Origin of the sequence: Halobacillus karajensis, from assembly GCF_900108515.1 — a bacterium.
Classification (GTDB): Bacteria; Bacillota; Bacilli; order Bacillales; family Halobacillaceae; genus Halobacillus; species Halobacillus karajensis.
In genome coordinates this window covers 1-26,133 of the sequence record NZ_FNWW01000010.1, presented here as the reverse complement: position 1 = coordinate 26,133, position 26,133 = coordinate 1, and the positions used below count along the sequence as shown (strand labels likewise).

Annotated in this window: 21 protein-coding genes, 10 tRNA genes, 2 rRNA genes and 1 pseudogene; 4 read left to right on the top strand and 30 right to left on the bottom strand. The window is 42.5% G+C overall.

Annotated elements, in window-relative coordinates:
* Positions 1–51 precede the first annotated feature (51 nt).
* The 10 genes and pseudogenes from BLW54_RS16940 to BLW54_RS16895 all read right to left on the bottom strand — a co-directional run bounded on the left by BLW54_RS16940 (position 52) and on the right by BLW54_RS16895 (position 7,971).
* A complete protein-coding gene (locus tag BLW54_RS16940) occupies positions 52–570 on the bottom strand; it encodes a P-loop NTPase family protein (RefSeq protein WP_074736031.1) in 519 nt (172 codons plus the stop codon).
* Between the two features lie 11 nt (positions 571–581).
* Positions 582–1,284: pseudogene (locus tag BLW54_RS16935) on the bottom strand (nucleotidyltransferase domain-containing protein).
* A gap of 76 nt (positions 1,285–1,360) precedes the next feature.
* On the bottom strand, positions 1,361–2,590 hold the full coding sequence (locus BLW54_RS16930; RefSeq protein ID WP_035510969.1) for an MFS transporter: 1,230 nt from the start codon (positions 2,588–2,590) through the stop codon (positions 1,361–1,363).
* On the bottom strand, positions 2,587–3,636 hold the full coding sequence (locus tag BLW54_RS16925; protein ID WP_035510966.1) for an ArsR/SmtB family transcription factor: 1,050 nt from the start codon (positions 3,634–3,636) through the stop codon (positions 2,587–2,589). The genes BLW54_RS16930 and BLW54_RS16925 overlap by 4 nt, the downstream gene beginning before the upstream one ends.
* A gap of 214 nt (positions 3,637–3,850) precedes the next feature.
* Positions 3,851–4,804 carry a thioredoxin-disulfide reductase gene (gene trxB, locus BLW54_RS16920; protein ID WP_074736028.1) on the bottom strand — a complete coding sequence of 318 codons (954 nt, stop codon included), beginning with the start codon at positions 4,802–4,804 and terminating at the stop codon, positions 3,851–3,853.
* A gap of 232 nt (positions 4,805–5,036) precedes the next feature.
* Positions 5,037–5,219, bottom strand: coding sequence for a hypothetical protein (locus tag BLW54_RS16915; RefSeq protein ID WP_035510962.1), 183 nt, complete (start codon positions 5,217–5,219; stop codon positions 5,037–5,039).
* 87 nt (positions 5,220–5,306) lie between these two features.
* Positions 5,307–5,729 carry an arsenate reductase (thioredoxin) gene (gene arsC / locus BLW54_RS16910; protein WP_035510960.1) on the bottom strand — a complete coding sequence of 141 codons (423 nt, stop codon included), beginning with the start codon at positions 5,727–5,729 and terminating at the stop codon, positions 5,307–5,309.
* A gap of 26 nt (positions 5,730–5,755) precedes the next feature.
* Positions 5,756–7,051, bottom strand: a complete 1,296-nt coding sequence (locus BLW54_RS16905; RefSeq protein WP_074736025.1) for an arsenic transporter — start codon at positions 7,049–7,051, stop codon at positions 5,756–5,758.
* A 13-nt stretch (positions 7,052–7,064) separates the two neighbouring features.
* Entirely contained in the window at positions 7,065–7,409 is a 345-nt protein-coding gene (locus BLW54_RS16900) for an ArsR/SmtB family transcription factor (RefSeq protein ID WP_074736066.1), read from the bottom strand.
* A gap of 235 nt (positions 7,410–7,644) precedes the next feature.
* On the bottom strand, positions 7,645–7,971 hold the full coding sequence (locus tag BLW54_RS16895) for a four-helix bundle copper-binding protein (protein WP_035519012.1): 327 nt from the start codon (positions 7,969–7,971) through the stop codon (positions 7,645–7,647).
* Positions 7,972–8,111: 140 nt separating this feature from the next.
* On the opposite strand from BLW54_RS16895, the gene BLW54_RS16890 reads away from it, so the two are divergent.
* The 3 genes from BLW54_RS16890 to BLW54_RS16880 all read left to right on the top strand — a co-directional run bounded on the left by BLW54_RS16890 (position 8,112) and on the right by BLW54_RS16880 (position 10,351).
* Positions 8,112–8,396: a phospholipase gene (locus BLW54_RS16890; protein WP_074736022.1), complete on the top strand. Its 285-nt coding sequence runs from the start codon at positions 8,112–8,114 to the stop codon at positions 8,394–8,396.
* Between the two features lie 287 nt (positions 8,397–8,683).
* Positions 8,684–9,832 carry an FtsW/RodA/SpoVE family cell cycle protein gene (locus tag BLW54_RS16885; protein ID WP_035510952.1) on the top strand — a complete coding sequence of 383 codons (1,149 nt, stop codon included), beginning with the start codon at positions 8,684–8,686 and terminating at the stop codon, positions 9,830–9,832.
* A 270-nt stretch (positions 9,833–10,102) separates the two neighbouring features.
* The gene (locus tag BLW54_RS16880; protein WP_074736019.1) at positions 10,103–10,351 is read left to right on the top strand and encodes a DUF2164 domain-containing protein; all 249 of its coding nucleotides are present in this window, start codon (positions 10,103–10,105) and stop codon (positions 10,349–10,351) included.
* A 387-nt stretch (positions 10,352–10,738) separates the two neighbouring features.
* Here BLW54_RS16880 and glmS read toward each other — a convergent pair whose 3' ends face one another.
* The 6 genes from glmS to sigW form a co-directional block, all read right to left on the bottom strand.
* Positions 10,739–12,541, bottom strand: a complete 1,803-nt coding sequence (glmS, locus tag BLW54_RS16875; protein ID WP_074736016.1) for a glutamine--fructose-6-phosphate transaminase (isomerizing) — start codon at positions 12,539–12,541, stop codon at positions 10,739–10,741.
* Between the two features lie 489 nt (positions 12,542–13,030).
* The gene (glmM, locus tag BLW54_RS16870; protein WP_035511100.1) at positions 13,031–14,380 is read right to left on the bottom strand and encodes a phosphoglucosamine mutase; all 1,350 of its coding nucleotides are present in this window, start codon (positions 14,378–14,380) and stop codon (positions 13,031–13,033) included.
* A 56-nt stretch (positions 14,381–14,436) separates the two neighbouring features.
* Positions 14,437–15,444, bottom strand: a complete 1,008-nt coding sequence (locus tag BLW54_RS16865; RefSeq protein ID WP_074736013.1) for a CdaR family protein — start codon at positions 15,442–15,444, stop codon at positions 14,437–14,439.
* Positions 15,437–16,249, bottom strand: a complete 813-nt coding sequence (gene cdaA / locus BLW54_RS16860; protein ID WP_051744317.1) for a diadenylate cyclase CdaA — start codon at positions 16,247–16,249, stop codon at positions 15,437–15,439. Before cdaA ends, BLW54_RS16865 begins: the two co-directional genes overlap by 8 nt.
* A 283-nt stretch (positions 16,250–16,532) precedes the next feature.
* On the bottom strand, positions 16,533–17,192 hold the full coding sequence (locus BLW54_RS16850; protein WP_074736008.1) for a zf-HC2 domain-containing protein: 660 nt from the start codon (positions 17,190–17,192) through the stop codon (positions 16,533–16,535).
* A gap of 15 nt (positions 17,193–17,207) precedes the next feature.
* Positions 17,208–17,771 carry an RNA polymerase sigma factor SigW gene (gene sigW / locus BLW54_RS16845; RefSeq protein WP_035510943.1) on the bottom strand — a complete coding sequence of 188 codons (564 nt, stop codon included), beginning with the start codon at positions 17,769–17,771 and terminating at the stop codon, positions 17,208–17,210.
* 157 nt (positions 17,772–17,928) lie between these two features.
* Between sigW and BLW54_RS16840 the strand changes: the two genes are divergently transcribed.
* On the top strand, positions 17,929–18,123 hold the full coding sequence (locus BLW54_RS16840; protein WP_074736005.1) for an aspartyl-phosphate phosphatase Spo0E family protein: 195 nt from the start codon (positions 17,929–17,931) through the stop codon (positions 18,121–18,123).
* A gap of 8 nt (positions 18,124–18,131) precedes the next feature.
* Here BLW54_RS16840 and rocF read toward each other — a convergent pair whose 3' ends face one another.
* The 14 genes from rocF to BLW54_RS16770 form a co-directional block, all read right to left on the bottom strand.
* On the bottom strand, positions 18,132–19,037 hold the full coding sequence (gene rocF / locus BLW54_RS16835; RefSeq protein ID WP_074736002.1) for an arginase: 906 nt from the start codon (positions 19,035–19,037) through the stop codon (positions 18,132–18,134).
* 429 nt (positions 19,038–19,466) lie between these two features.
* Positions 19,467–19,539: transfer RNA gene (locus BLW54_RS16830), tRNA-Ala, on the bottom strand.
* Positions 19,540–19,542: 3 nt separating this feature from the next.
* A tRNA-Gly gene (locus BLW54_RS16825) sits at positions 19,543–19,617 on the bottom strand.
* 17 nt (positions 19,618–19,634) lie between these two features.
* Positions 19,635–19,707, bottom strand: a tRNA-Lys gene (locus tag BLW54_RS16820).
* A 38-nt stretch (positions 19,708–19,745) separates the two neighbouring features.
* Positions 19,746–19,820: transfer RNA gene (locus BLW54_RS16815), tRNA-Gln, on the bottom strand.
* Positions 19,821–19,932: 112 nt separating this feature from the next.
* Positions 19,933–20,018 (bottom strand) — tRNA-Tyr (locus tag BLW54_RS16810).
* Positions 20,019–20,033: 15 nt separating this feature from the next.
* Positions 20,034–20,109 (bottom strand) — tRNA-Thr (locus BLW54_RS16805).
* A 15-nt stretch (positions 20,110–20,124) separates the two neighbouring features.
* Positions 20,125–20,200 (bottom strand) — tRNA-Val (locus BLW54_RS16800).
* A 6-nt stretch (positions 20,201–20,206) separates the two neighbouring features.
* Positions 20,207–20,281: transfer RNA gene (locus BLW54_RS16795), tRNA-Glu, on the bottom strand.
* A 171-nt stretch (positions 20,282–20,452) separates the two neighbouring features.
* On the bottom strand, positions 20,453–24,802 hold the full coding sequence (locus tag BLW54_RS16790) for a S8 family serine peptidase (protein WP_074736000.1): 4,350 nt from the start codon (positions 24,800–24,802) through the stop codon (positions 20,453–20,455).
* A gap of 798 nt (positions 24,803–25,600) precedes the next feature.
* Positions 25,601–25,672, bottom strand: a tRNA-Thr gene (locus tag BLW54_RS16785).
* A 3-nt stretch (positions 25,673–25,675) separates the two neighbouring features.
* A tRNA-Asn gene (locus BLW54_RS16780) sits at positions 25,676–25,750 on the bottom strand.
* 44 nt (positions 25,751–25,794) lie between these two features.
* A 5S ribosomal RNA gene (rrf, locus tag BLW54_RS16775) occupies positions 25,795–25,908 on the bottom strand.
* 93 nt (positions 25,909–26,001) lie between these two features.
* Positions 26,002–26,133 (bottom strand): 23S ribosomal RNA (locus tag BLW54_RS16770); the annotation flags it as partial.

The following is a 26,133-nucleotide window of genomic DNA, read 5'->3' as shown; positions in this document are numbered from 1 at the left end:
AAAAAAGGCGCCCGAATGATATTTCGTGGCGCCTTTTCCCTATACTTACAATCATTTATAAGTGTCCAAAAACATTTGTATATCGCTTTTTGACCTTAACTGAATCACACGTTTCTCACGCCCGATGTCCTGAAAAGCTTTCAATCTCTCTTGCATCTTCTTTTTGCGCCTTCCATAGGTGGTGAGGATGAACTTCAAAAACCCGGTGTCGAGCTTCTCAGCACACCCTTCTCCCATATCTGTTCGTGTTTTCCCTTTATAGAACCACCATCGTTTTACTACCCTGAAGAGACAAACAGCTAAAGGGAGTTCCAAATAAATGATCGTGTCCGCCTTTGCTGCCCGCAGCTCATAGGTGGAGGAATAATTCCCTTCTATAACCCACTGATCTTGATCTATGACGTTTTTCTGCCTTGCTTCAAAATCAGCAGAATCCGCTTCCTTCCACCCCGGCTCCCAATAAAAACGATCCAGGTGATACACCTCGATGGAAAGTTTTTCACCTAGCCTCTTAGCAAAGGTTGATTTGCCCACACCAGAAGATACACCAAGTACCATAATTCTGTTCAATCCGACCCTCCTCACGACTTCCTAATTGAAAAACCATCAAAAAGACGCCCCCCATAACAATGAAGCAATTGCTCAATGACATGCACTAGATCAGCTTTTTCGCCCTTCTCATAAAATCGGTTCAATCCTTGGATCAGTGATGCCGCAAAATCTGGATTAAAGTTTTTCAATGAACGTACCATCCACTTCGAAGAACCGGTCCACTGCCTATTGATTCTTAAATAAAACTCACTTGCCTGCTCTGCTAATGATGCCGCAATAAATAGCCCTTCACCACGATCGCTACACCCTATAAAGTCGTCAAGGGCATCCGTTAGAAAATACCGCTTTTGAATAATCGTAGTATCGGACCAGGGCTCCGGACCTTTTTGCAAAAGTTCTTCTGCTTCCTTTTTTACATCATCTAAACGTGCGTCCTTTTTCACTATCCGACCTTCAGAAATCATTCTTGGCATCGATGGCTGACCACGCTCCCGATCAAGTAGAAAAAATGTACGATAGGATGTCCAGTTGTGGATGAAAGCTTCTACCGGCCAGTCCAAGGCATGAAAGGACTCACGATAAGAATCAATGATGTCAAGAATCAAAAATGATAAGATCTAGATCCGAAGTCACTGTTCCTTCCCCTCTCACGATACTCCCGGCTAAAAGGGCAGCATCACACGAAGGGAACCTTTCCCCAATGATTTCATAGGCTGCATCAAAGGCAGACATCTTCTTCATCTTCTCATCCTCTCCAACAGGATCTTTGCCCGTTTATCCAGGTTAAATGGAAGGTCTTGTAAGTCATTCATCTCACTATTTCCTCTTTTAACGAAGGGTGCAGATAAATGAAAGCAGCCATTGATGATATCAGTCCCCCGGTGGCCATTACCATTCCTGTACTTACATACTCACCTATCACCCCTGCGAGTAAAGCTGCCAGCGGCATTAGTGCCCATGTCATAAAACGACTGGTTGCCTGTACTCTACCAAGTAAGTGGTCTGGAGTCAGCTTTTGTCTTAACGTTACAATACATGGGCTACTGATGGAAGCACAAATGGTACCGACAGCATTCAAAAGAGCAAGGATTATAAAAGATTCGTAGAAATTCAACAGAAAGATGGAAACACCACCGATGAATCCACCATTGAACAAGATCATGCGATATGCCATTCGCTTTCTTATGATTGGTGCAGCTAGTGCACCGCCTACTGCCCCTAATCCACCGACTGAAAGTACCCACCCTATAGTAACGGGTGAAAAACCAACCGCTCCCTTTAGATGCACGATGAACATAGACAGAAACAATGTCGTTCCAAAAACAGAGATAAGCATGGCTAGATTCGTATAAAAAAGCGGCTTTTTTTGAAACACAAAATAAAATCCTGCTTTTATTTCTTGCCCAAAAGAATTCCTTAGCTGTTTCCCTCGATCATCTTCTAACCTTAGACTCCAAACGACCAGGAACCCTATGAAGAAGCTAAAACTATTCAAAATCAGTCCGACACCCGGATTGTAAAATGCTGCAATCCATCCACCAAGCCCGGGAGCTAGAAAGACGGCTGTTTGAAACATTCCCGTATTCAGGGAATTGACGAGGTCGAGATCCTGCTTGCGTACAAGTTTCGGAATCGAAGCGAATTGAGAAGTTTGATAGAGTTGACCAAGTATCCCGACAAAGAAAGCGGCGACATAAACTACACCAATGGATAAAGCCTCAAAAATATAAGCAACACCTACGGAACCGATTAAAATAAACCGCAAAAAGTCACACATCATGAGAATCCGTTTTCGGTTCAATTGGTCAGCCATAACTCCTGCAAATGGCTGCAAAAGCACGGGGATTCGTTCCATAGCAGCAACAATTCCCATACTTAAAGGAGATCCAGTTAAGGACAAGACAATGAGAGGCAGGGCAATTAAGTAAATTTGATCCCCAAAAAAAGAGATCAAATTCCCTCCTATAAAACGAAACGCCTCGTGATTGTGCTTGAATTCCGGTTTGCCTTCCTTTTGAAATACGGCAGCTCTATTCACCTCTCATCTCCTAAAAATAAATCCAATTCCTCCCGCAATGCTCCCCAGGCTTTCGGATTAACCTGATAACGTGAACCATGAGAAACGAGAAGACGGGCAGACTTTAACAGTTTTAAATGATGGTAGATGGTCGTTTTCCCCATTTCCATTTCTTCTGTCATTTCCTGAAGGGTTCGGCTGCCTTTCATCAGTACTTTCAACATTCGTAATCGATTCTCGTCACCAAGAGCTTTGAACTTCTGTACAAGCATTTGGTCTGGCACATTTGACTCGTCAGGGTAGATACTTTCGTTTGCTACAGGGTAATAAAAAACCTTCGCCCCTTCTATTTCCGCTTCAATATTCCATGGACGATAGATGAACTGCGGAATCATGATCACTTTATAAACACTTGGCTCTGGCAGGTAGTGCACCCCCTGTGTTGCCCATTCAACGAAAGATTCGGGGTCTAATTTTTCGAGCATCTTTCTCTTCGAACCAGTATCACGTTCTAAAATACCTTCGGTTGTTGATTGATTTGGTGAAATCACAGCCTCAAACCAGCCAGTCATCACCTCTTGAAGATGCTTTTTTAATTCTCCCACATCTACCCGGCTTATAAAGGCGATGTAATTTGGAAAAAAAGAATTATCCTTCGTTACTTTCTGGAGTCGCTCAACAGCATCCTTATCCCCTTTCCCTACAAGCTTACGATCTTGTTCATAAGATTCGCCGAGATAAGGAATGGCTGTATATCGAAGGAAATCAGCATCCAACGAGTCTACAAATCCATTAAATGCTGCTACCGTTTCAAAATCTCGCTCATGGAGGATCTGCAAAATCGTTTTCCACGTGTTGCACTTTTGAACCGTTTCTAAATGGCCGATCATCTCCTTCGATAACGATTGCTTGATTTTCTCTCTCTTTTTCTTCGGGAGATCGAGCGTATCCAGTAGTTTTTTATTGGTAATTGCAGCAATACCCAGTGCCGCTTCCCATAATAGCGAGTGTTTCACCTCAACCTCATACGTTTCCCGTTTCCTCAAACCAGATGAAAATAAATCCATTCCTTCCACCACCTCCTAGATATATTCTATATTTATAGAACAATATATTCAACAAAAATAGAATGAATGTTCAAAAAAGTTCTACTTCGTTAAAGATACTCTTATTACCAAAATTTGTATGACCTGGTACGGTATTTTTTAGGAGGAGAAATCAAATAAAAAAAGAGCATCGTTTACCAATGTAAACCAATGCTCTTAAGGAAGTTCGCTTCTATTATGAAAGGTTTCCGCTCCAGTCAATTGTCGCTTCCCCTTCAAGAAAACGTTCCGTGTCCATCGCAGCCATACACCCGGTCCCTGCTGCTGTAATAGCTTGACGGTACTTTTGATCCTGAACGTCCCCGCATGCAAAAATACCAGGAATATTTGTATTGGTCGTTCCAGGGTCCACAAGGATATAGCCTTTATCGTCCATAACCAGTTTCCCTTTGACAAAATCTGTGTTCGGGTTGTGACCGATCGCAACAAAGATACCATCTGTTTCAATGATTTCTTCCTTGTCCGTATCGTTGTCCCGAACCTTAATTCCATTAATCTTCATGCCATCAGAGACCATTTCCACAGGGGTCTTGTTCAACGCCCATGTCACTTTATCATTATCCTTGGCCCGAGTCTGCATAATTTTGGAGGCGCGCAGCTCGTGCCGACGGTGGATGATCTGCACTTCTTTCGCGAATTTTGTCAGGAATGTTGCTTCTTCCATAGCAGAATCCCCCCCGCCGATCATGACCACTTTCTTGTTTCGGAAAAAGAATCCATCACATGTGGCACAGGTGCTCACACCTTTTCCGATATTTTCTTTTTCACCCGGAATCCCCAAAAGTTTAGCGGACGCTCCCGTGGAAATGATTAAGGTTTCTGTTTCCAATTCCCCTACACCATCCACTTGGAGCTTAAATGGGCGATTCTCCACTTCAACGTCCGTGACCCAGCCACGTTTGAAGCTAGCTCCAAAACGTTCGGCCTGCTTTTTCATGTTATCCATCAATTCAGGCCCCATGATGCCATCAGGAAAACCTGGGAAATTCTCAACTTCTGTGGTGAGCGTCAGCTGCCCGCCCGGCTCTGGCCCCTCAATGACAAGCGGTTCCATGTCCGCCCTTGCTAAATAAACAGCGGCCGTTAATCCAGCTGGTCCTGTGCCTAAAATAATTGATTTATAAGCCATGATCAAACCTCCTATTGAAATCTCTGCTTCTCAAACAAGGCAGCCCTTCCCTGATAAACAACTACATCCATAATATCCGCAAATGCCCTGTCCACATTGATCCCCTTCATACATAAGAATCAAGATCTTCTTTAAATAGTTTAGTTCATTATCCCTTGACTCATGACTCGTTAAGGCAAGAATCATCTTCTTCTAAACTTTTGTCCTTTTTAGGGTCCATGTTCTGAGACTATCATGTCCTTCGTTGGCCATTTGTAAAACGTTTATTTAAGTGTTCGGCAGGATCTGTTGTCGTGAGTTGCACAAGATCTACCTTCTCATCCAACCTTATTTCCACTAGTAACCATACCCTTTCTCCATTGTCAGCTAACAAAATAGCAGCCATACGTGCGGTGGAGATTTCCCATGATCCCATTGCCGGAATCCTTTTTACCCCTATCTTCCACTGCCCTTAAAGAATTTTTTTACAGAAAAAGCCGAGACCAAGTCCCGACTTTTCCCCTTACTCTCCTGTTTCAGCGAATTTCTGAATACGTGCTTCAATCTCATCACGAACACGTTGGAAGAAAGCCCATTTTTCTTCTTCTGTTCCCTCAGCTTTTGCCGGGTCATCAAAACCCCAGTGGAAACGGGTGACGTGCGGAGGTGTCATGGGGCATTTATCGTTCGCATCCCCACATAAAGTGATGGCGTACTCTGCATTGTTCAAGATGTCTGAATGGATGATATCTGACGTTTGATCTGAAATATCGACATCCACTTCCTTCATAGCTTTTACTGCATTCGGGTTCAAGCCGTGAGCTTCGATACCGGCTGATTTAACATCATACTTGTCGCTTAAATATTTCTTCCCGAATCCTTCTGCCATTTGGCTGCGGCATGAGTTTCCTGTGCATAGAAAGTAAATTACTGGTTTGTTAGACATGTTGGATTTCCCCTTCTGTTTTTAATTTAAATGATTAATAACCATAGATAGAGCCCGACCAAAGTAATAAACAAAGTCGGAACCGTCAGGATGATCCCTACTTTAAAGTAATAGCCCCAAGAAATCCGGAAGCCTTTCATTGATAAGACATGAAGCCAGAGCAAAGTGGCTAATGAACCAATCGGTGTGATCTTCGGTCCAAGATCAGATCCAATTACGTTGGCATAAATAAGGGCTTCCTTCATCGTTCCAGAGGTATCTGTACCAGCTATGGCCAAAGCGTCAATCATTACAGTCGGCATGTTATTCATAATGGATGAGAGGATAGCAGCAATAAAGCCCATCGAAACCGTTGCCGTAAACAATCCTTGGTCAGCCGTGTACTGGATCACATTGGAAAGAATGTCGGTAAGCCCCACATTCCTCAACCCATAGACAACGACATACATTCCGACGGAGAAAAAGACAATCGCCCACGGGGCACCTTTGACAACATCCCCTGTTTTAACAGCAGTACTCCTTCTCGCCATCAATAGGAAGAAGACAGCAATAATTCCTGCAATAATGGACACAGGAATTTCCAAAGGTTCACTTACGAAATATCCCACTAACAGAATAGCAAGTACCGCCCAGGACATTCTGAACATCTTGTGATCCTGGATTGCTTCCTTCGGCCTTTTTAGTTGAGATAAATCATAATCCTCCGGGATGCTCTTACGGAAAAATAAGAGTAAAACACAAATACTTGCAATCAAGGAAAACAAGTTTGGCACAATCATTCGTGAAGCATATTCTACGAATCCAATATTGAAAAAGTCAGCCGAAACGATGTTAACAAGGTTACTAACAATCAGCGGTAGTGATGTGGTATCAGCAATAAATCCGCTAGCCATAATAAACGGTAAGATCATCGCCTGCTTAAAGTTCAAATTACGAACCATTGCAAGAACAATCGGTGTCAAAATCAGAGCGGCCCCATCATTGGCAAACAGAGCGGCAACAACCGCACCTAAAATGGTGACATAAACGAACATCCGCTTCCCGTACCCTTTGGCGACACGTGCCATATGAAGAGCGGCCCATTCAAAAAATCCTATCTCATCAAGGATCAAAGAAATAATAATGATCGCAACAAACGCTAATGTCGCGTTCCAAACTATATCGGTAACCGCGAGAACATCTTGAAAATCAACCACCCCAAAGATGAGTGCAAGAATAGCACCCCCGCAGGCAGACCAGCCGATCCCTAAATTTTTGGGCTGCCATATCACCAATACGAGTGTAAGTATAAATATAAACGTAGCTATTAGTGCTAAAGTCAAAACAATCCCCCTATCAATCGCATTGGATTCGCAGACCCGCTTCTGCCAATGCCTTTAGTTTCTCTTGTTGGCCTGGAATTTGGTCCAGAACCTGCCGAATAATCGGATAGGTTTCATGGGCCGTGTTCAACGAATAAAAAATCCACTGCCCTCTTCTTTGCTCTTTCACAAGACCAGCATCACGTAGCTTTCTCAAATGCTGACTCACAGAGGGCTGGCTCATTTGCAACACTTCTACAAACTCACATACACAACATTCACCATTCTTCACCAACCCAAGGATGGTTAATCGCGTCTTGTCACCCAAGAGTTTCAACGTTTGAGCGGCTTGCTCTAACCCAATAATTGTTTTTTCCATAAGAATCACCTCACCCTCCATTATCATATAAGCATATACTTATATTTTCAAGAGCTTTTTATGAGCAAAACTTAAACGTCTTGCCCAAGCTACCTTCATACACATAAAGATTTCTTTATAATTCAAACCTGGATTCACCATCCTTCGATCAATGCTTTCCCCTCTTTAAAGTTTACAATTTCCGAATCTATTAAAAAGAACCCCCCATTAAATATGGGGCGTTCTATCTCCTGAGCTATGCTATTTTCTTACAAGCTTCCGCACACTCATAGCAAGCTTGCGCACAATCCTGACAATGCTGGTGATCATGTTTCTTACATTCATCGCCACAAGCTTGGCATATTGTTGCACATACACCTGCCAACTCAGAAACGAATGGAGAATTCCTGGAGATCGCTTGTTCTAAATATCCGCAAATATCTGCACATTCGCGATCTGTACGAATGCACGCTGTCATCATTTTCACGTCCTCTTCTTGCAGGCATGCATCATAACAATGGTTACATGCTTCCATACACTCATGGAGCTTCTGAATTAAATCTTGATATTTTTCGTGTGCCATCGTATCTCCTCCTTTTCGTTGTTGGTTAGTATTTATCCCATTGAAATTTTTAATAAACTTATGGAAGGATAAAACCCAACCGAAGTACCTTCCTCTTCATATACTATTCTCAGTTAATCTTTTTGAGGGAGGAGAAGGAAATGTACAGAAGAAGAGAACCTGTCCGCAGACCAAAATTTTGTGTTTTTCCAGGCTATAAATACTGCGGGCCATGGTGCAGCGGGCCAGGAACCCCCGTTAATGCTGTCGATGCTGCTTGTAAAGCTCACGACGAATGCTACCGATACCATAGAGATTATTGCGCATGTGACCTTGCTTTCATAAATAGACTGGAACAATTACAAAACCCCTATACCCTTGAGGGGCGCCACGCCAGGTCTCTATACAAATATATGAAAGTCCAGCGGTTCTTCACCTGTTTTTAAGGAAGACTTCTATTCTTTCCATCACCATATTTGTGTGGTGGTTTTTTGATTTTTTATAAACTCCATCTATATCAGCATGGTAAAAAATCATTTTAAATTACCCTCTCGCTGAAAAATGGATCAATTATGTTCCAGTACTTATGATTTACCCCCATTTACATAGATAAATACCTTATAATTGAACTATAAGCAAAAGGTTACTTTTCAAATGAATGACATGTGCTTATAATAGTCATCAGCATGCTTTTTTGATGCCCTTGCTAACATGAGAGGATGTATAACCAAAAATGAAATTTGAAGAAAGATTCGATTGGCAGCTCTTTTTTATTATTTGTTGTTTCATAGCCGTCAGCTCAGTCGCTCTTTTTAGTGCTCAACAAAGCACTCAATATAATGACAACTTTGTACTCAAACAGTTAGTCTGGTACGGTGTCGGCGGAATTCTGATAGGCTTTATGCTTCTTGTCGATCCTGAAGACTTCAAGAAAATCAGCTGGTACTTATACGGATTCGGGATTATTTTATTAATCGCGCTTATCCTTGCTCCACCATCCATAGCACCTGTTATTAAAGGACAAAAAAGTTGGTTCGCTCTTCCTGGCTTATCCTTACAGCCCGCCGAGCTAGTGAAAGTGTTCACCATTCTTGTACTGGGAAGAATATCAGTCGAACACAATAATAAACATATATCGTCATTCAAAATGGACATGCTCCTTCTTCTAAAATTAGGAGCTGCGACAGGACTGCCTTTTCTGCTCATCATGCAGCAGCCTGACCTTGGTACAGGACTCGTCTTCCTCGCCATCTTGGCTGGTTTCGTCCTCATTTCAGGAATCCAATGGAAAATCATTTTACCCATTTTCACGGTTATTTCCGCTCTTGGGACAGGGATCATTTGGTTAGCCCTCAAGGCCCCGGAGCTTTTGGATCGTTATTTAGGTGTAAAAGAGTACCAACTAGGAAGAATCTATTCTTGGTTTCAGCCAACTAAATATGAAGATTCTTCTGGTTACCACCTTGTAAAGGCAATGAGAGCCATCGGTTCAGGTCAGCTTTATGGAAAGGGATTTGGAGAACGTGAAGTTTATTTGCCGGAAGCCCAAACGGACTTTATCTTTAGTATCATTGCAGAAGAATATGGGTTCCTGGGCTCTTGTATCGTCATTATCCTCTTCTTCTTATTGATTTATCGTTTTACAACCATCGCTTTTAAAGCCAACAGTGATTACAGTACCTATGTAATGGTCGGGATCATCACTATGATCGCGTTCCACGTCTTCCAAAACATCGGAATGTCTGTTCAATTGCTTCCGATTACAGGTATACCCCTTCCATTTATCAGTTATGGGGGGAGTGCTTTACTCGGAAACTTAATGGCCCTGGGAGTCGCCTTTTCGATTTCGTATCATCATAAAACCTATATGTTTGGGAAATAAAAAAGCTTCAGAGACTATGACAGTTGTACAGGGCGATTTCTGTTGGGATTAAACTTTCATTACGCCTTGGGTACAACAAATGGTTAAGGAACGTCCAATTTGGACGTTCCTTTTTTACATAAGAAATCTAAATTCCTTAAAAACCCCCGGGTGGGGAATTAATATAAACAAGTATTATTTGTACATAAAATCACCAAAGTTTAAAGTCTATCATTATAGAACTTTCCAAGTGTATAATACTCTTGTGGAGATTTAAAAGGAGTGAGTGAAATGTTATTTAATATTCCTAAAGAGCAACGTAGAATAATGATAGAAGAGATTCAGCAATTTTTCCTAAACGAAAGAGATGAAGAGATTTCATCATTTGCTGCTGAAAAGGTCCTAAACTTTTTTCAAAGCTCTCTTGCCCCACACTTTTACAACAATGCTGTTAATGATGCGATCAAAGTTTTAGAACAACAGTATTCCTCAATTGAAGAGGAAGTACGGACATTAGAAAGGCCAACGATAAAATCATAAACTTTTTTAGAAATTGGACTTTGCGTGTTACGAAGAGATTTCCACGCCCTCTTTTCCCTTATCCCCTAAAATCAAACACGACTCATTCCGGATAAGGGTCCAACCTTGAGTTGGACATATGCCAATCAATCTGAATTTTAATCCATTCCCAAAATCGCGTCATGAATATAAGAGAAAACTGAAAAACAGCTAAGGAGATATGCGTAAAATGAATGCTCATACCTCCTTAAACAATTTCTTTCACTCTGTAACCACTTACATAACAATCGTTTTCTACATCCTTATACAAAAAAGCAGACATCCTTACCTGGATGTCTGCTTTTTTATAAGATGTTCAGTTTTCAACTTCGCTGTCTTTTAACAACGACTGTTTCATTCTTTTACGACTTACTCCACGGTTACACTTTTCGCAAGGTTCCGTGGCTTATCAACATCACAATCACGATGAAGCGCAGCATAGTAAGAAATCAGCTGCAACGGAAGGACAGACACTAGAGGTGTCATTAAATCATGCACATGCGGAATAACAAATGCATCGCCTTCTTTATCTAGACCTTTCATACTAATGATCATACTGTTTGCTCCACGCGCTTCAACTTCTTGAACGTTTCCACGGATAGAGTAGTTGACGTTTTCCTGTGTCGCAAGGGCAATTACAGGCGTACCGTCTTCAATAAGAGCGATAGTACCATGCTTCAATTCCCCGCCGGCAAATCCTTCAGCCTGAATGTAGGAGATTTCTTTCAATTTCAAAGAACCTTCTAATCCGACATAATAATCGATTCCGCGGCCGATGAAGAAGCAGTTGCGAGTTGTAGAAAGATAGTTACGCGCCAACTCTTCCAACTGTTCCTTTTGGTCAGTCAAGGCTTCCATTGCGCTAGCCACTATTCCAAGCTCCTGCATTGGGTCAAAGTCCAGCTTGATTCCTTTAGCACGGGCTGTATCTACGGCAAGAATAGCAAGTACAGCCATTTGAGCTGTATAGGCTTTTGTTGAAGCTACAGCAATTTCAGGGCCTGCATGTAAGTGCATTGTAAAATCCGCTTCCCGGGAAAGGGTAGATCCTGGCACATTTGTAAGGGTCAGTGCCGGGTGACCAAGTTCTTTCGTTTGAACAAGGACAGAACGGCTGTCTGCCGTTTCACCACTCTGAGAGATATATACAAACAATGGTTTCTCAGATAGAAGTGGCATATTATAAGAGAATTCACTAGCTACATGAACTTCCACAGGGATATTCGCCAGTTTCTCTATAAACTGTTTACCTAAAAGTCCGGCATGATAACTTGTTCCTGCAGCGATAATATAAATACGATCACAAGCTTTCATCGCTTCACGGATTTCAGGGTCGAGTTTAATTTCATCCTTTTCATTTTGGTACTCTTGAATGATTTTACGAATAACAAAAGGCTGCTCGTCAATTTCTTTCAACATGAAGTGAGGATACGTTCCTTTTTCAATATCTGTGGTGTCAAGCTCTGCCGTGAACGGCTCTCGCTCTACACTCGTACCATCAAGCTTCTGTATCTCTACACCGTCACGACGTACAATGACTGTTTCTTTGTCCATAAGTTCTAGGAATTGATCAGTTACGTGAAGGGCGGCCATAGAATCACTTGCTACCACATTGAAGTCATCGCCGATTCCAACTAGCAATGGACTCTTATTCTTGGCAACGTAAATCGTATCTTCATTTTCACGATCAATTAAAGCGATCGCATAAGAACCCGTCAGTAGTTCAACGGCTTTACGGAAAGCTGAAGCTACGTCATTTAATTCAGTGTTTAACACTTCTATTAATTGAACGATGATCTCCGTATCCGTTTCACTCTTGAACTCAATCCCGTTCAAGTATTCATCACGAACGTCCACATAGTTCTCAATAACACCATTGTGAACAATTGTGAAACGCCCTGATGTACTTTGGTGAGGGTGCGCATTCTCTTTGCTTGGTACCCCGTGGGTCGCCCAGCGCGTGTGCCCGATGCCAAGAGTCGCTTTCACATTTTCATCAACGGCTTCTCTTAATGAAGCTATCCGGCCTTTAACTTTCGTTACTTGAACACCATCATTATTAAGTGTAGCAATACCCGCTGAATCATATCCACGGTATTCAAGTTTTTCCAAACCATTCAATAAAATTTCTTTTGTATCTTCCTGTCCAATATATCCTACAATTCCACACATAATTGTCGTCCTCCTCTAGGTAAGAAGGGCAAACGAATCATCCAATTTCAGGGGCTGTTCGCTGCCCCTCTCCCGTAATAAAACTTTACAGTCACTTCGTCCTTAATGTTTTGTTCAGAAAGTCGCCTTTCTGTTTTACATTGGGACATTCGGTTGAAGTGCAGCAACCGGGAGGCATCCGCCGAAAACTCGATGAACCTCCACCTCGTCAACTGTGCAGCTTGCGTCCGCCTACACAGTCCTGGCGCTTTATAATAATGGATAACCTCTATCCTCCTTAGCTATTTCAAAATAAAGTCCTTTTGTCTATTACCCAGTTAGATGCCTACTAAAACTTGACTTCGACAAATTTTCCAAGGACATTTTCCATTTTACACAGCCCACTATCGCCGGTCAATAAAAATTGTAACCGTTACATAAATGTAAGAGCTCTGTAATAGGATATGCGCAGACCGACACCATGTGCAGCCTGCGCTTCCATACCATACTTTATTCTTTCAAACCAAGCTCTTCCTCAACCACTTGGACTACTTTATTACAATACTCTTCACATTGTTCCTCTGTTGGTGCTTCGACCATAATACGGACTAGAGGTTCTGTTCCGGACGGTCGTACAAGTACGCGCCCACTCTCTCCCATTTCTTCTTCAACAGCCTGAATAGCTTCCTGAATGCGGGGATGAGTTTGAACTTTATCCTTATCAATAACACGCACGTTTTTCAATACTTGCGGGAACTTCTTCATTTCACCAGCAAGCTCAGAAAGTGGTTTACCTGTTTCTTTCATGACATTAACCAGTTGCAGTGCTGACAGCATGCCATCTCCAGTTGTGTTGTGATCAAGGAAAATGATGTGGCCAGATTGCTCTCCACCAAGGTTATATCCTCCACGGCGCATCTCTTCCATAACATAACGGTCACCAACAGCTGTTTTATCACTCTTCATACCATTGGATTCGACTGCCTTATAAAACCCTAGGTTACTCATGACTGTTGATACAACCGTTGAATGATTCAACGTCCCGCTCTCATTCATATGTTTAGCACATATGTACATGATCTTGTCACCGTCTACAATATTTCCTTTTTCATCAACGGCAATCAAACGGTCGCCATCCCCATCAAAAGCTAGTCCAACATCTGCTTTTTTCTCCTTCACAAGTTCCTGTAAAGGTTCAGGATGTGTCGAACCTACGCCGTCATTAATATTCAAACCATCAGGGGAAGACCCGATTGATGAGATATCTGCTTCCAGATCTGCAAACAGATGGGAAGCCAGTGATGACGTAGCTCCATGGGCACAATCAAGAGCAATACGAAGCCCTTCGAAATCATAATCAACTGTCTGTTTCAAATGCTGTAGATATTTTTGACACCCTTCGAAATAATCATTGATCTGGCCAAGGTCTGAACCTGAAGGACGAGGCAGATCATCCTGTTCAGCATCGATCAGGGCTTCGATTTCCTGCTCTTGTTCATCCGACAACTTAAAACCATCCGGGCCGAAGAATTTGATCCCATTATCTTCTACTGGATTGTGAGAAGCAGAAATCATAATTCCCGCTTCCGCCTGAAGAGCTTTGGTCAAAAAGGCTACTCCAGGTGTAGAGATAACACCCAGACGCATCACTTCTGCCCCGATGGACAGCAAACCAGCTGCCAGGGCTCCTTCGAGCATTTCACCAGAAATTCTTGTGTCACGACCGATTAATACCTTCGGCCGCTCGACACCTTTCGTTACGACGTAGCCGCCATAACGACCTAATTTAAATGCAAGTTCTGGAGTTAATTCCTTATTGGCGATCCCTCGGACGCCGTCAGTTCCAAAATATTTACCCATAATCATTCGACCTCTCTTTCTGTTCTTTCCATTTCTATGTTGATGTCCATTCTTTACTATTCTTCTGTACTGTTCCCGTCACCTTCCGAAGCTTGGTCTTCTCCGTCACCCTTTCCAACTTCGACATCTACATCGATTGTTTCAGGGTCCACGGAAGTAGCACCTTCTGGAAGCGGGATATCTACTTCTACCGTTTGATCCTCGGTGATTTCAGAAACATCCACCGGCACTTCCGGTAATTCATCAATTTCATCAAGGACTTCCTGCGGCCCCGATATGGTCACTTCTTCAGTCTCTGTGCTGACGGATTCTATAAGTACTCCTTCTGTATTTCCCCCACGGGGCACTACATTGATAGGTACACTTTTCATTCGCTTTGTAATCGGTACATCCACATTTACAGCTGTCGGCTCCACCAGTACATTTAGTTCATTTCCTTGATTATCATAAACCTTTACAGGAGCTTCCTGAGCTTCTATTGATTCCGTAGCCTCTCCGACATCGATGATCGCTTTCACAGAAGCCACTCGTTCAATAACTGAAGATGCGCCTGTGATGGACACTTCTTGTGGACTGACATCAGGTTCCCCCAATTCCAAATTAGCATCTAAATTTCGCTGATTACTATAATCAATGTTCACTTCATGGTCCTGAGTTACTTTTTCTTCTATAGTCACTTCAATGTTTTTTGGATCGAGGGTAACCGCCAGCTGATTAGAGATTCCGGAATGCTGGAGTGAAACTTCATGGGTTCCCGGACCAAGACCGTTAAGGTCAACATAAACCGTAAAGTTCTTCTGTCTTGCCACAGGGGCGACAGCGGATGTCGGCCCTTCCACGGACACGGATACTTCCTGAGGAATTCCACTCACAACATATTCCGCACTATCAAACCGAATTTCAAGCGGGATATTTTCAATGACTTCCACATCTGAGGATGACTGGTTAAAAAATAAGGAGTCTGAGTCCATATTATCTTCTACATTCACTGTCACCCAAAGCAACCCAGCCAGCATCAGGGATATAATCCTTATAAACCATACACTCCTGAACCAATTATCCATTCTTCTTCCCCCTCCAGTTCCAGCTTTTTACCGCAGGGGCGGAGTAATCCAATTCCGTGCGTAACATCTCCTCAAGTTTCACTTGATCGAGGTCCCTGTGCAGTTCGCCGTTCTTCGTACAGGAAATCGCTCCTGTCTCTTCAGATACGACAATGGTTAATGCATCCGTAACCTCACTTATTCCCATCGCTGCCCTGTGTCTTGTTCCTAGTTCTTTAGAAATAAACGGGCTCTCCGAAAGAGGAAGGTAACAAGCGGCAGCAACAATTTCATCATTTTTAAGTATGACCGCTCCATCGTGGAGTGGTGTATTGGGTATGAATATATTCGTCAGAAGTTCACTAGACAAATGACCGCCGACGCGGATCCCTGTTTCTACATAGTCTCCCATACCTGTATCGCGTTCAATCGTAATCAATGCACCAATCCGACGTTTCGCCATATAGTTACATGATTTAATGATGGCTTGCAACGTTTTCTCCGCGCCTTCTTCCTCTGACGTATTCCTGCTGAAGAAGCTGCCTCGCCCCAGCTGCTCCAGAGCTCTTCTGAGTTCCGGCTGAAACAAGATGATAATAGCGAGAAAGCCCCATGTAATTGCTTGTGACATCAGCCACCTTAATGTGGTTAGTCCAAATAAATTACTCAATAACCATATTCCCAGGATAACGAAGATTCCCTTCAAAAGCTGAACAGCTTTCGTCCCCTGGATCAGCATGATTAATTTATATACAACAAACCAGACAAGGGCGATATCCACAGTAATCAAAAAGTAATCTAAAACATCCAGTCCCCCATCAAGCATGCCTACACTTCCTTTTAATAAAGCTTAAAATTCACATTTACCATTATATCACATAACTCCACTGTATATATATGAACATCCAGTCCTGGGAGAAGTTCCGTGTTTGTTCTCATCCTTTTGGATGTTAAAGGAAAAACCATACTCGTTTTTAATGACAAATGGCCTTTGGTCAGAAAACTAAGGGTACCTTTCCCCACTCTTATGCATATACAAAAAACACAAAAATATAAAGTTCCTAGATATAAAGAAAACAAGGTAGCTTTAAATAGCCACCTTGCTTGTTCTAATCCTGCTCAAAAGTAAAAATTTCTTTAAATGTTTTTTTCGCATGGTACCATACCCATTCATACACTTGGTTCACTTCTGTCAGCTCGCCAGAATAAGCTCTTAGGTTATTTCGATCGAGTCGATTGTCTGATTCGGATTCATTATTAGAATCACTTTCGACAATATCCCCATTAATAATGGTAATATCACCATCCACTCGACCCTCTATCCTCAAGTCTCCATTTCTTACAACAAGATCGCCTTCCACCGTAACCCCATCAGGAACAATAACCGTATGGTCTCTAATCTCAAGATTCTCCTGTTTCGAAACGGTTACTTGCTGATCCTGATTCCAGGCTGTAAATATTCCACTGAACATTAAAATAAAAAATACCGCCGCAGCTGTCAGGAATGGGTGCCTTTGGAGCTTGCGCAAATAGTTCTTCCGTTTCTTCTCCTTCGGTAAGTTCGCCATAACATTTGCGGTAAATCTTGGTGGTGCAGACACGGGTGTTGCGTTTTTCACCAATGTCGTCGTTCTTTTCAATTCCTGGAAATGCTCCTGACAAGATGGGCAGCTTTGTAAATGGTCTCTCAGTCGTCTTTCGTCTTCTTTATATAATTCTCCATCTAAATAACTATGCATGAGTGCAATTGCTTCTCTATTGCAATTCATTCCCTCTCAACTCCTTCACACATGTCGAAGCCTCTTACGTAAAGCCTCTCTGCCTCGATGCACCCTTGTCTTGACGGTTCCTACTGGAATTTCCAGCACTTCCGCAATTTCTTGAAGAGCCAGTTCGTCTAAATAGCGAAGTACAATAACACTCCGGTACTTCGGCGGCAAGGCCAAAATCTCTCTGTGAATGTATGTCTGAAGCTCAAGACTTTCCACTTCTTCTTCCGGCAAGGCTTGATCAGCGGCTAATTGCGAGTACATATCCAACCCTTCCGTCCCCTTCACTTCAGCATCCAAATGATAGTCAGGCTTTTTCTTACGGATCCGGTCGATGGATAAGTTGGTCGCAATTCTATACAACCAAGTTGAAAATTTACGTTTTTCATCAAACGTATGGATATTTGTATAAGCCCGGATAAATGCCTCCTGCGCTAGATCCTCTGCTTCATACGAGTTCCCAATCATACGGAGGCAAATATGGAAGACTTTGTTCTGGTAGAAAGAAACAATGTCTTCAAATGCCGATTGGTCGCCCTTCTTGACCTCTTTTATTTTTTGTTTAATTATGGTTTCCATCTTCTATACCTCCGCTATACGTGCGGTCGATACCTTTTACGGATGACCTCGCCTAAAAGTTTCATAAATTTCATCTTTTTTGCTAATATAAGTTTAACTTTTTTTAGTATCGGTTATAAAGCTGTAAATGTAAAAAATTTCTTAGGAGGACAATATTATGACGCAAGAGACTGCTTTGAAGAGAGAAATCGAAGCCTGTCGGAAGGAAATGGCTCGATTAGCCAGCCTCCATAAACTTAGCTCGCCTGAAGTTGTGCAAGTTAGTGTAAAATTAGATCGCTTGTTAAACGAATATGATGCTTTGATATATAAAAAACAGCAACCCGCCTTAAAGAAAGCGGGTTACTGTTAACAGGTACATTATTTCAAGCTTTCACCAAATAGAGACCCCATCAGACCTACTGCTACACTAGCGGTTTTATTTTTTTCATCTAAAATCGGATTCACTTCAACGAATTCAGCAGAAGTAATCATTCCAGACTGATAGAGCATTTCCATAGCAAGGTGACTCTCACGATAACTCAAACCACCAATCACCGGAGTTCCTACGCCCGGAGCTTCATTAGGGTCCAAACCATCAAGATCCAGACTTAAATGGACACCATCTGTACGATCTTTCAAATAACTAACCGTCTCATCCACGACCTGCGTCATGCCCATACGGTCCACCTCATGCATTGTGTAGACTTTGATGCCTTTCTCTTCAATCAATACCCTCTCTCCTTCATCTAAGGAACGAGCACCGATAATAACAATATTTTCAGGTTTAATTTTCGGCTCATAATCATGGATGCTTGTTAGCTTTTCATGACCAATTCCTAAGCTTACCGCAAGCGGCATCCCATGTATGTTTCCAGATGGCGAACTGTCCGCAGTATTTAAATCTCCGTGAGCGTCATACCAAATGACTCCCAGGTTATCATAATGCTTTGAAACACCCGCAAGTGTACCCATGGCAATACTATGATCTCCACCGAGCACTAACGGGAAACGCTTATTCTCTATCACTTCGTCTACCGCCTTTGCTAGACGACGGCTTCCTTCTGCAATTTCATTAAGATTACGCAGGTTGTCCTGTTTAATATCTGCTGCGCTTGGATCTGGGCGAGGAATTTCAATGTCCCCAAGGTCTTCAATATCAAATTTCAATTGTTCTAGACGTTCAACCATTCCCGCATAACGAATTGCGCTCGGTCCCATATCTACCCCTCGGCGCATTTGTCCAAGGTCCATAGGTACACCGATAACTGAAAGCTGTTTATTCATTAAAGTTCCTCCTTTTTTCTCTACTATAATTGTATCCGTTTTTCTTTAGATGACTCAACTGGACATGTTTGTGCATATATATACGGAAAACAGTATGAAAACGTATGTAATCATGCATTTTTACAAAGTTTTGGGCCTTTTGCACATATCCTTCCTAATTCATCAATAAGCTTGTGCATCGAAGCACAAAGACTTCTCTCTCCCTTTCTCCTGAATGAAGACAAGCCTGATGTTTTTTCTCTGCGACATCAAACACCAAACCAAGGGAAGGGAGGAATCTTCGATAAACGACTAAAAAGGGGAAACTATAGCCTTGAGGAGCTTCCTCTGGATACAACTGTTTCAAGAAGGGCCTGCCTGCAATTATTGAAATTTAATATTCCCTAAATAAATAAAAACCTGACATCTGCTGATGTCAGGTTTAAGGAGTGGAGCCTAGCGGGATCGAACCGCTGACCTCCTGCGTGCAAAGCAGGCGCTCTCCCAGCTGAGCTAAGGCCCCGTATGGAGCGGGAGACGGGATTCGAACCCGCGACCCCCACCTTGGCAAGGTGGTGTTCTACCACTGAACTACTCCCGCTTATATAAATAAAAAGATGAGCCATGAAGGATTCGAACCTTCGACCCTCTGATTAAAAGTCAGATGCTCTACCAGCTGAGCTAATGGCTCGTATCATGAAATGAACTAGTATAACATCTTTTAAAAAATGGCTGGGCCAGCTGGATTCGAACCAGCGCATGACGGTACCAAAAACCGTTGCCTTACCGCTTGGCTATGGCCCAACAGTATCAAAAATAGTATATACTATTTAAAGATCATTATACAATCATTTGTTTATTTTCATAAAAAATAGCTGAAATCGTGGATGTCAGCGTTAATAGTCAAGAAAATAAATGGTGGAGGGAGTAGGACTCGAACCTACGAACCCGATGGGAGCGGATTTACAGTCCGCCGCGTTTGGCCAACTTCGCTATCCCTCCACTTTGACTATGAAGTGGTGCCGGCCAGAGGACTTGAACCCCCAACCTACTGATTACAAATCAGTTGCTCTGCCAGTTGAGCTAGGCCGGCATGCTATAGAATTAATGGTGGAGGATGCAGGGTTCGAACCTGCGACCCCTTGCTTGTAAGGCAAGTGCTCTCCCAGCTGAGCTAATCCTCCGGTAAGTGGTGACCCGTACGGGATTCGAACCCGTGTTACCGCCGTGAAAGGGCGGTGTCTTAACCACTTGACCAACGGGCCCAAGTGTTGCCGTTTGTCGTTTTTTGTTTTCTCTCAAACTGACAATTATCATTATATACAATAGACCATCAAAATGTAAAGGGAATTTTTAAAGTCTATATTTTCAAATAATTTGACTGCTATACGACGTAAAAAAGACCGCCAAACATTTGCTTTGACGGTCTTCTTTAGTTATTCCTGATTAATAAACAGTTTCCCTTCTGCTGCTTGTTCCGTTGTGTTACCAAAGTCATCTTCAACCTTGACTACAACTTCAGCACCTTCAGCTTTCAAATTCGAAGTTGCCGTCCAATATCCTACATAGTGGCCATCTTCTACTTCCATCATAGGAAGCTCAGTAGCTTGTGAGAGAACGGAGAAGTTAGTTAAAGGCATCTTTATATAGAAAGAAGCATTCAACCCATGCTCAGAATCAAATTCAATTTTCACACTCTCACCAGACTGTAAAAATAGATCTTCTTCCGGTGTTAACTGAGAAATCTCAGGAGCCGTGTAATCGGCTTCAACCGCCACTTCATCTGTTGCACTATTACCAGCTTCGTCTAAAGCTTCTACTTCGATCACATTTTCACCTTCATCTAGAATCAGCCGCTTACTAAATGTTCCATCTTCATTAACAGTTGCATCCTGACCATTAACCGTCACTTGATCAAGGAATTCTTCATCTACGACTCCTTCTACCGTTGTAACTTCGTTGTTGAGTTTGTCCCCATCCTCAGGAGAAGTAATGGAAAGTTCAGGACTCACTTGATCTAATGTCACGATGACAGGAGTAGACGGATCCGTGTTTCCATTATCAGTAACAGAGATGGCAGTAAGTTCATTTGCCTTTTCATTTAACTCAATATCTGTTGCAAATTTACCTTCATCCGTTACTTCGGTCGTAGCCACTTCTTCATCCCCATTGTAAATGACAACAGAGGTTGAAGGGGAACCGCTTCCTTCGACTGTTACTATTTCTTCGTTTGTAAATGTTCCATCCACTGGTGATTCAATCACAGGCGTTTCTGCTTCATAGTCCACTGTAGCACGAATCATATAGTTCCCTTCGGCACTCGGGGAAGGACTCCATACTCCACCGACCTGCTGCCAACTACGACCGGCATTATCTCCGTTTTCATCAGTAGCCAGAGCCGGGGTGTTCGGATTAGGGTGCGTTTGGATATAAACCATGTAGAAATCGTCATTTACGACAACTCCCTCATCGGATAGATCCACTTCTGTCCATTCTCCGTTACGAAGTGCTTCTGCATCAATTGGGCCAAGCAGCTGTTCGCCGGGAGCACCATCTGGACCACTTGAGTCATATACAGCGACAGCAAACTCTGTGCCCCCTGGAACCGGGAAGTCTTCTCCCCAAAATCTAAATAAACCACCTGTCACCAATGCTTGCGATTGTCCTTCTTCAAGAGACATTCTTACTGCCCAAGCATTCCCAGCGTCATAAAAGGCGCGGGCGTTTTCTGCCGTGCCGTCGTCATAACCAATTTCTCCAGGGAACCCAATAAATGGTTCTAACGCCACATCTACAGTTGCCGTTTCATTTCCTACCACAGTCACGGCGGCTTCTGCTCCCTTATAATTCGGTGCCCTTACCTCTAACGTGTAGTCTCCTTCATAAGCTGTCAACGAGTAAACACCATCTTCATCTGTTACAGCAGGAGGAACAGCAGCGTCTTCTACAACATAAACAGTGGCACCTTCAATAGGCTCTCCTGTTTTTTCATTTGTTACAGTACCTGTTACTTCACCAGAAGGAGTAGGCTCAAGAGTAAAGTTGGCATTTACTTGCCCATCTTCAGGAATAACCACTTCATCTGTACTTGACTCATATCCGTAAGCAGAGGCTTCCAGAGTATAGTCACCTGCTGCAGTTAACATTCGGTAACTTCCGTCAGAAGGATCTGTTGTTACAGATTTCTCTGTTTCAAGCACTGTTACTGTCGCTTCAAGCGGTAATACATTCGGGCTGATAGGTGAAGTATCTACCTTTCCAGATTCCATTAACGGTCCTTGAACGTTTTCAAACGGACCAGGAAAAAGACTCTTAGGCTTTACTTTTTCCTTCTTATTATTGGACTTCGTTTGCTCCGAGGAATCTTCCACTCCTAATTTCTTATCGTTATTTGCCTTGTTTGACTTATGGAGTTTTGCAGAAGTCTCTGAGGATTGGTCTGTCAACGTGACATCATCGATATACCACCCATCTTTCACCACACTGAAATCCGTTTCAACATGGAAACCAACATAAATGGTTTGACCTGCGTAATCAGATAATTCAACTTGAGACTCCACCCAGTCACCGGATTCATTATTAAACTCGGCGAGCTGCTCCCAGTTTTCATTATCTGTGGAAACGACTACATGACCATAATCGTAATTTCTTTCTAAGTGGTACCATGTTTCAAATTGAAGATAGGATTCACCTTCGGGTACTTCAACAGGAGGAAGTCTTAATGTCATATCGGAATCAGAATCATAGTTCCCATCAAGGTTTGTAGCATAAACCTTTTCACCTGAAGCAGCTCCTTCAGGTCCGGAAACAGGCTCTCCCCATTCCCAAGAGTTATTTTCCCCAAAGGAAACCCATCCAGCAGGGGTTGTTTCAAAGTCTTGAGAATAACCAACTGTGATGCCACTTTCCAAAGTGACGTTGTAAACACCGGATTCAACTTCATGGCCACCAAAGTCAATGGCAAAAAGTTTATACTCCAGGGAATCTCCGTTTAATTCATCACCAGGAATAGATGCCTGGTATGTTCCACTCTCGAAGTTGCCATCAATCAATTCCCCGTCAACCGACTGCCATTCTTGACCATCAACACTGTATCTGACTTCTACATGGTCAATACTGACATTATCAGAAACATCAGCCACGATTGGTAATTCGAGTCCCTTGTAAGACTGTTCCAATGCTTCATGTTCGATTACCGGGGCTTCTGTATCTTCCCCTTCTTGATAAACATTCCCTGTAACCTCACCAATCCCAGAGACAACAGCAGATACGGCCGTGTAAGCGTTACTAATCCCGTGCCCAAATCCCTCATTAGGAGCCTCTGGGTATTCATCACTTGTAGTAGAATCTGCCGTTTCAAAGAGCAACTCTTCTATTTGATCTACATTCAAGGTTTGATCTGCTTCTAGCAATAAAGCAATGATACCAGCCACGTGAGGGCCAGCCATGGAGGTCCCACTATAGGTGTCATCATAATCACTACCTGGAACAGTAGAATTAATGTTAACGCCTGGAGCGGAAATGTCTGGTTTAATTTCTCCCTCATAAGGAGAAGGGCCAACCGAAGAGAAATAGGCTAGTCCATCATTGATATCAGTAGCCCCAACAGCAATGGATTCAGGATAATTTGCGGGTGCAGCAATACTGCCATCCCCTGCGTCTCCATCATTACCTGCTGAAAATACTGGAGCAATACCTGCATTTCTCCAGTTTTGAACCATTTCACGATACCATTCATCTAGGCCAGGCCCACCGCCCCATGAGTTGTTAATGACGTCTGGTGCTTTTTCTGGATGGGGATTTCCCTCTTCATCTTTAGGGGCTAATAACCATTCTGCTGCATCTAATAAGTCTACATCCGTACCGCCCGCAGCAGTAAACGCTTTAACTGCTATCCAAGTTGCCCCCGGGGCCACACCTACTTGATTAGAGCCATCGGCTTCTGAACCAACCATGGTTCCCATTGTGTGGGTTCCGTGCCCTTGATCATCATAGGGTTCAGATGCATTGGCTGTTGCATCATACCAATTAAATTCATGGTCTACTTCATCAGGGTTAGCTGCATTAAACCCTCGGTACTTTTCGAGTAAACCTGGGTGATCCCACTGGACACCGGTATCAATATTAGCAACCACAATACCTGACCCATCTATCCCTGTTTCATTCCAAACTTGTTCTGCGCCTACCCGGTCAACCCCCCAGGATTCCACTTCCAAGGGATCAGCCTTAGACTTTTCCTTAGATAAATCAAGTGGATGGAAGATTTCCCTCGTGCGGTTGGGGAGTACTTTTTCCACTTCTTCAAAAGCAGCAATCTCGTTCATCGCCTTTTCATTACTCGTGACAGAAATCGCATTGACAATATAAAAAGAATCAAAGGACTTTACATCTCCTTGTTCTTTTGCCTTATTTAAGTATTTTTCCAACGAGTGCTGTGTCTCTTTCGCTGTGGCACGTAACTCATTAACAACAGCAGATGTCTTCACTCGCTTCACTTCTTTTGCAGAAGCTTTGCTATCTTTCAATTTTGAAACAGCCTCATTTGCTGCTTTTTTCGTCTCTGCTTGTTCCTTCATTTTGACCAAATACGTAACTTGTTCTTCCCCTTTAAAAGAATCAACAAGATCCTCATTCACTTTACTTTTAACCTGGTTGCTGTCATTCATTGCTAAACTGTTTGATTTTTGCTCTGAAGCACTGGCAGTCATATTAAACATAGCAAGAATCATGACAGAGATGAGCAATAAACTAACCGATTTCACTCTTGTCTTCTTCTTTTTTCGCAATACCTTCACCCCTTTTTAATAGATATTCCTACTTCTTTTCCTTCCTGCACCTCCCTTCCAACAATTTTCTACCATGCCGAATTCTCAAGGTGTTACAAAACATGCTATCCTACAGTTCCAAATTCCTCTATATTTATTGGTAAAATAAGGACGTATCTACTCTGAGACTATTCTATCTGTAAACATTTTGTACTAAATAAACAATTTTTTGATAAATTTTAACAATTTACAGAAGAAAGGTAATCTTAATACCTAAAACTATTGGTTTACCAGATTGAAAAAAGGCAGGGAAAACTTGGGAAGTAAGGGTCTAAAAAAACGCTTAAGATATATTTTCGGTAAGAAAAAGGTAGGCTACTTCATAAACTTGGGAAAGTTGTGGGGGATAAGGGGAGATAAAGGTTAAATAACCCAATTTCACCCCTTTTTGTAGAACACACATGAAACTTAGAATGATGTAGGTGAAATGACCCCTCTCAAAAAGAGCTTCACTTACATAATTGTTTGCAATTCGACATATGGGATTATTATTTAAAACATAACCGATCATATTATAGGACTAAAAGCATAAAAAACTTAACCTGCCTCTGACAACGTTAAGACAAAACTCCCCATAACTATTTTTGTCATGGAGAGAAATTGACTTAAGGGTTGTGGATAACCCCACTTCAAAAGGCGTCGGTCAGGAAAATTTACAATTTTAAACGACAAAAAAGCTTTCATTCTTTTTTTTAGAATGAAAGCTTTGAATATGTATCATTTATATTTACGAAAAGTTTTCAAATTAAGATCTTTAAGAGCTTCCAGCCGGATTTGAACCGGCGACCCCTTCCTTACCATGGAAGTGCTCTACCACTGAGCTATGGAAGCAAGTGGCTCCAACGGTAGGATTCGAACCTACGACCGATCGGTTAACAGCCGATTGCTCTACCACTGAGCTACGTTGGAATAATGTAACATCTACAAAAGCAACAATAAGGAAAGAGTAATCAATGTGGCGGCGTCCTACTCTCACGGGGGTAAACCCGACTACCATCGGCGCTGAAGAGCTTAACTGCTGTGTTCGGCATGGGAACAGGTGTGACCTCTTCGCCTTCACCACCACATCAATATAAAGTTTGAGGTAAACCCTCAAAACTGGATAAGGAAACATTCAAGAATGAAAAAGGAAGGGTCTTTTCACGAACGATATTGATCAGATAGATAAGTCATCGATCCATTAGTATCCGTCAGCTCCACGTGTCACCACGCTTCCACCTCGGACCTATCAACCTCATCGTCTCTGAGGGATCTTATTTGCTTAAAGCAAAGGGAAATCTCATCTCAAGGGG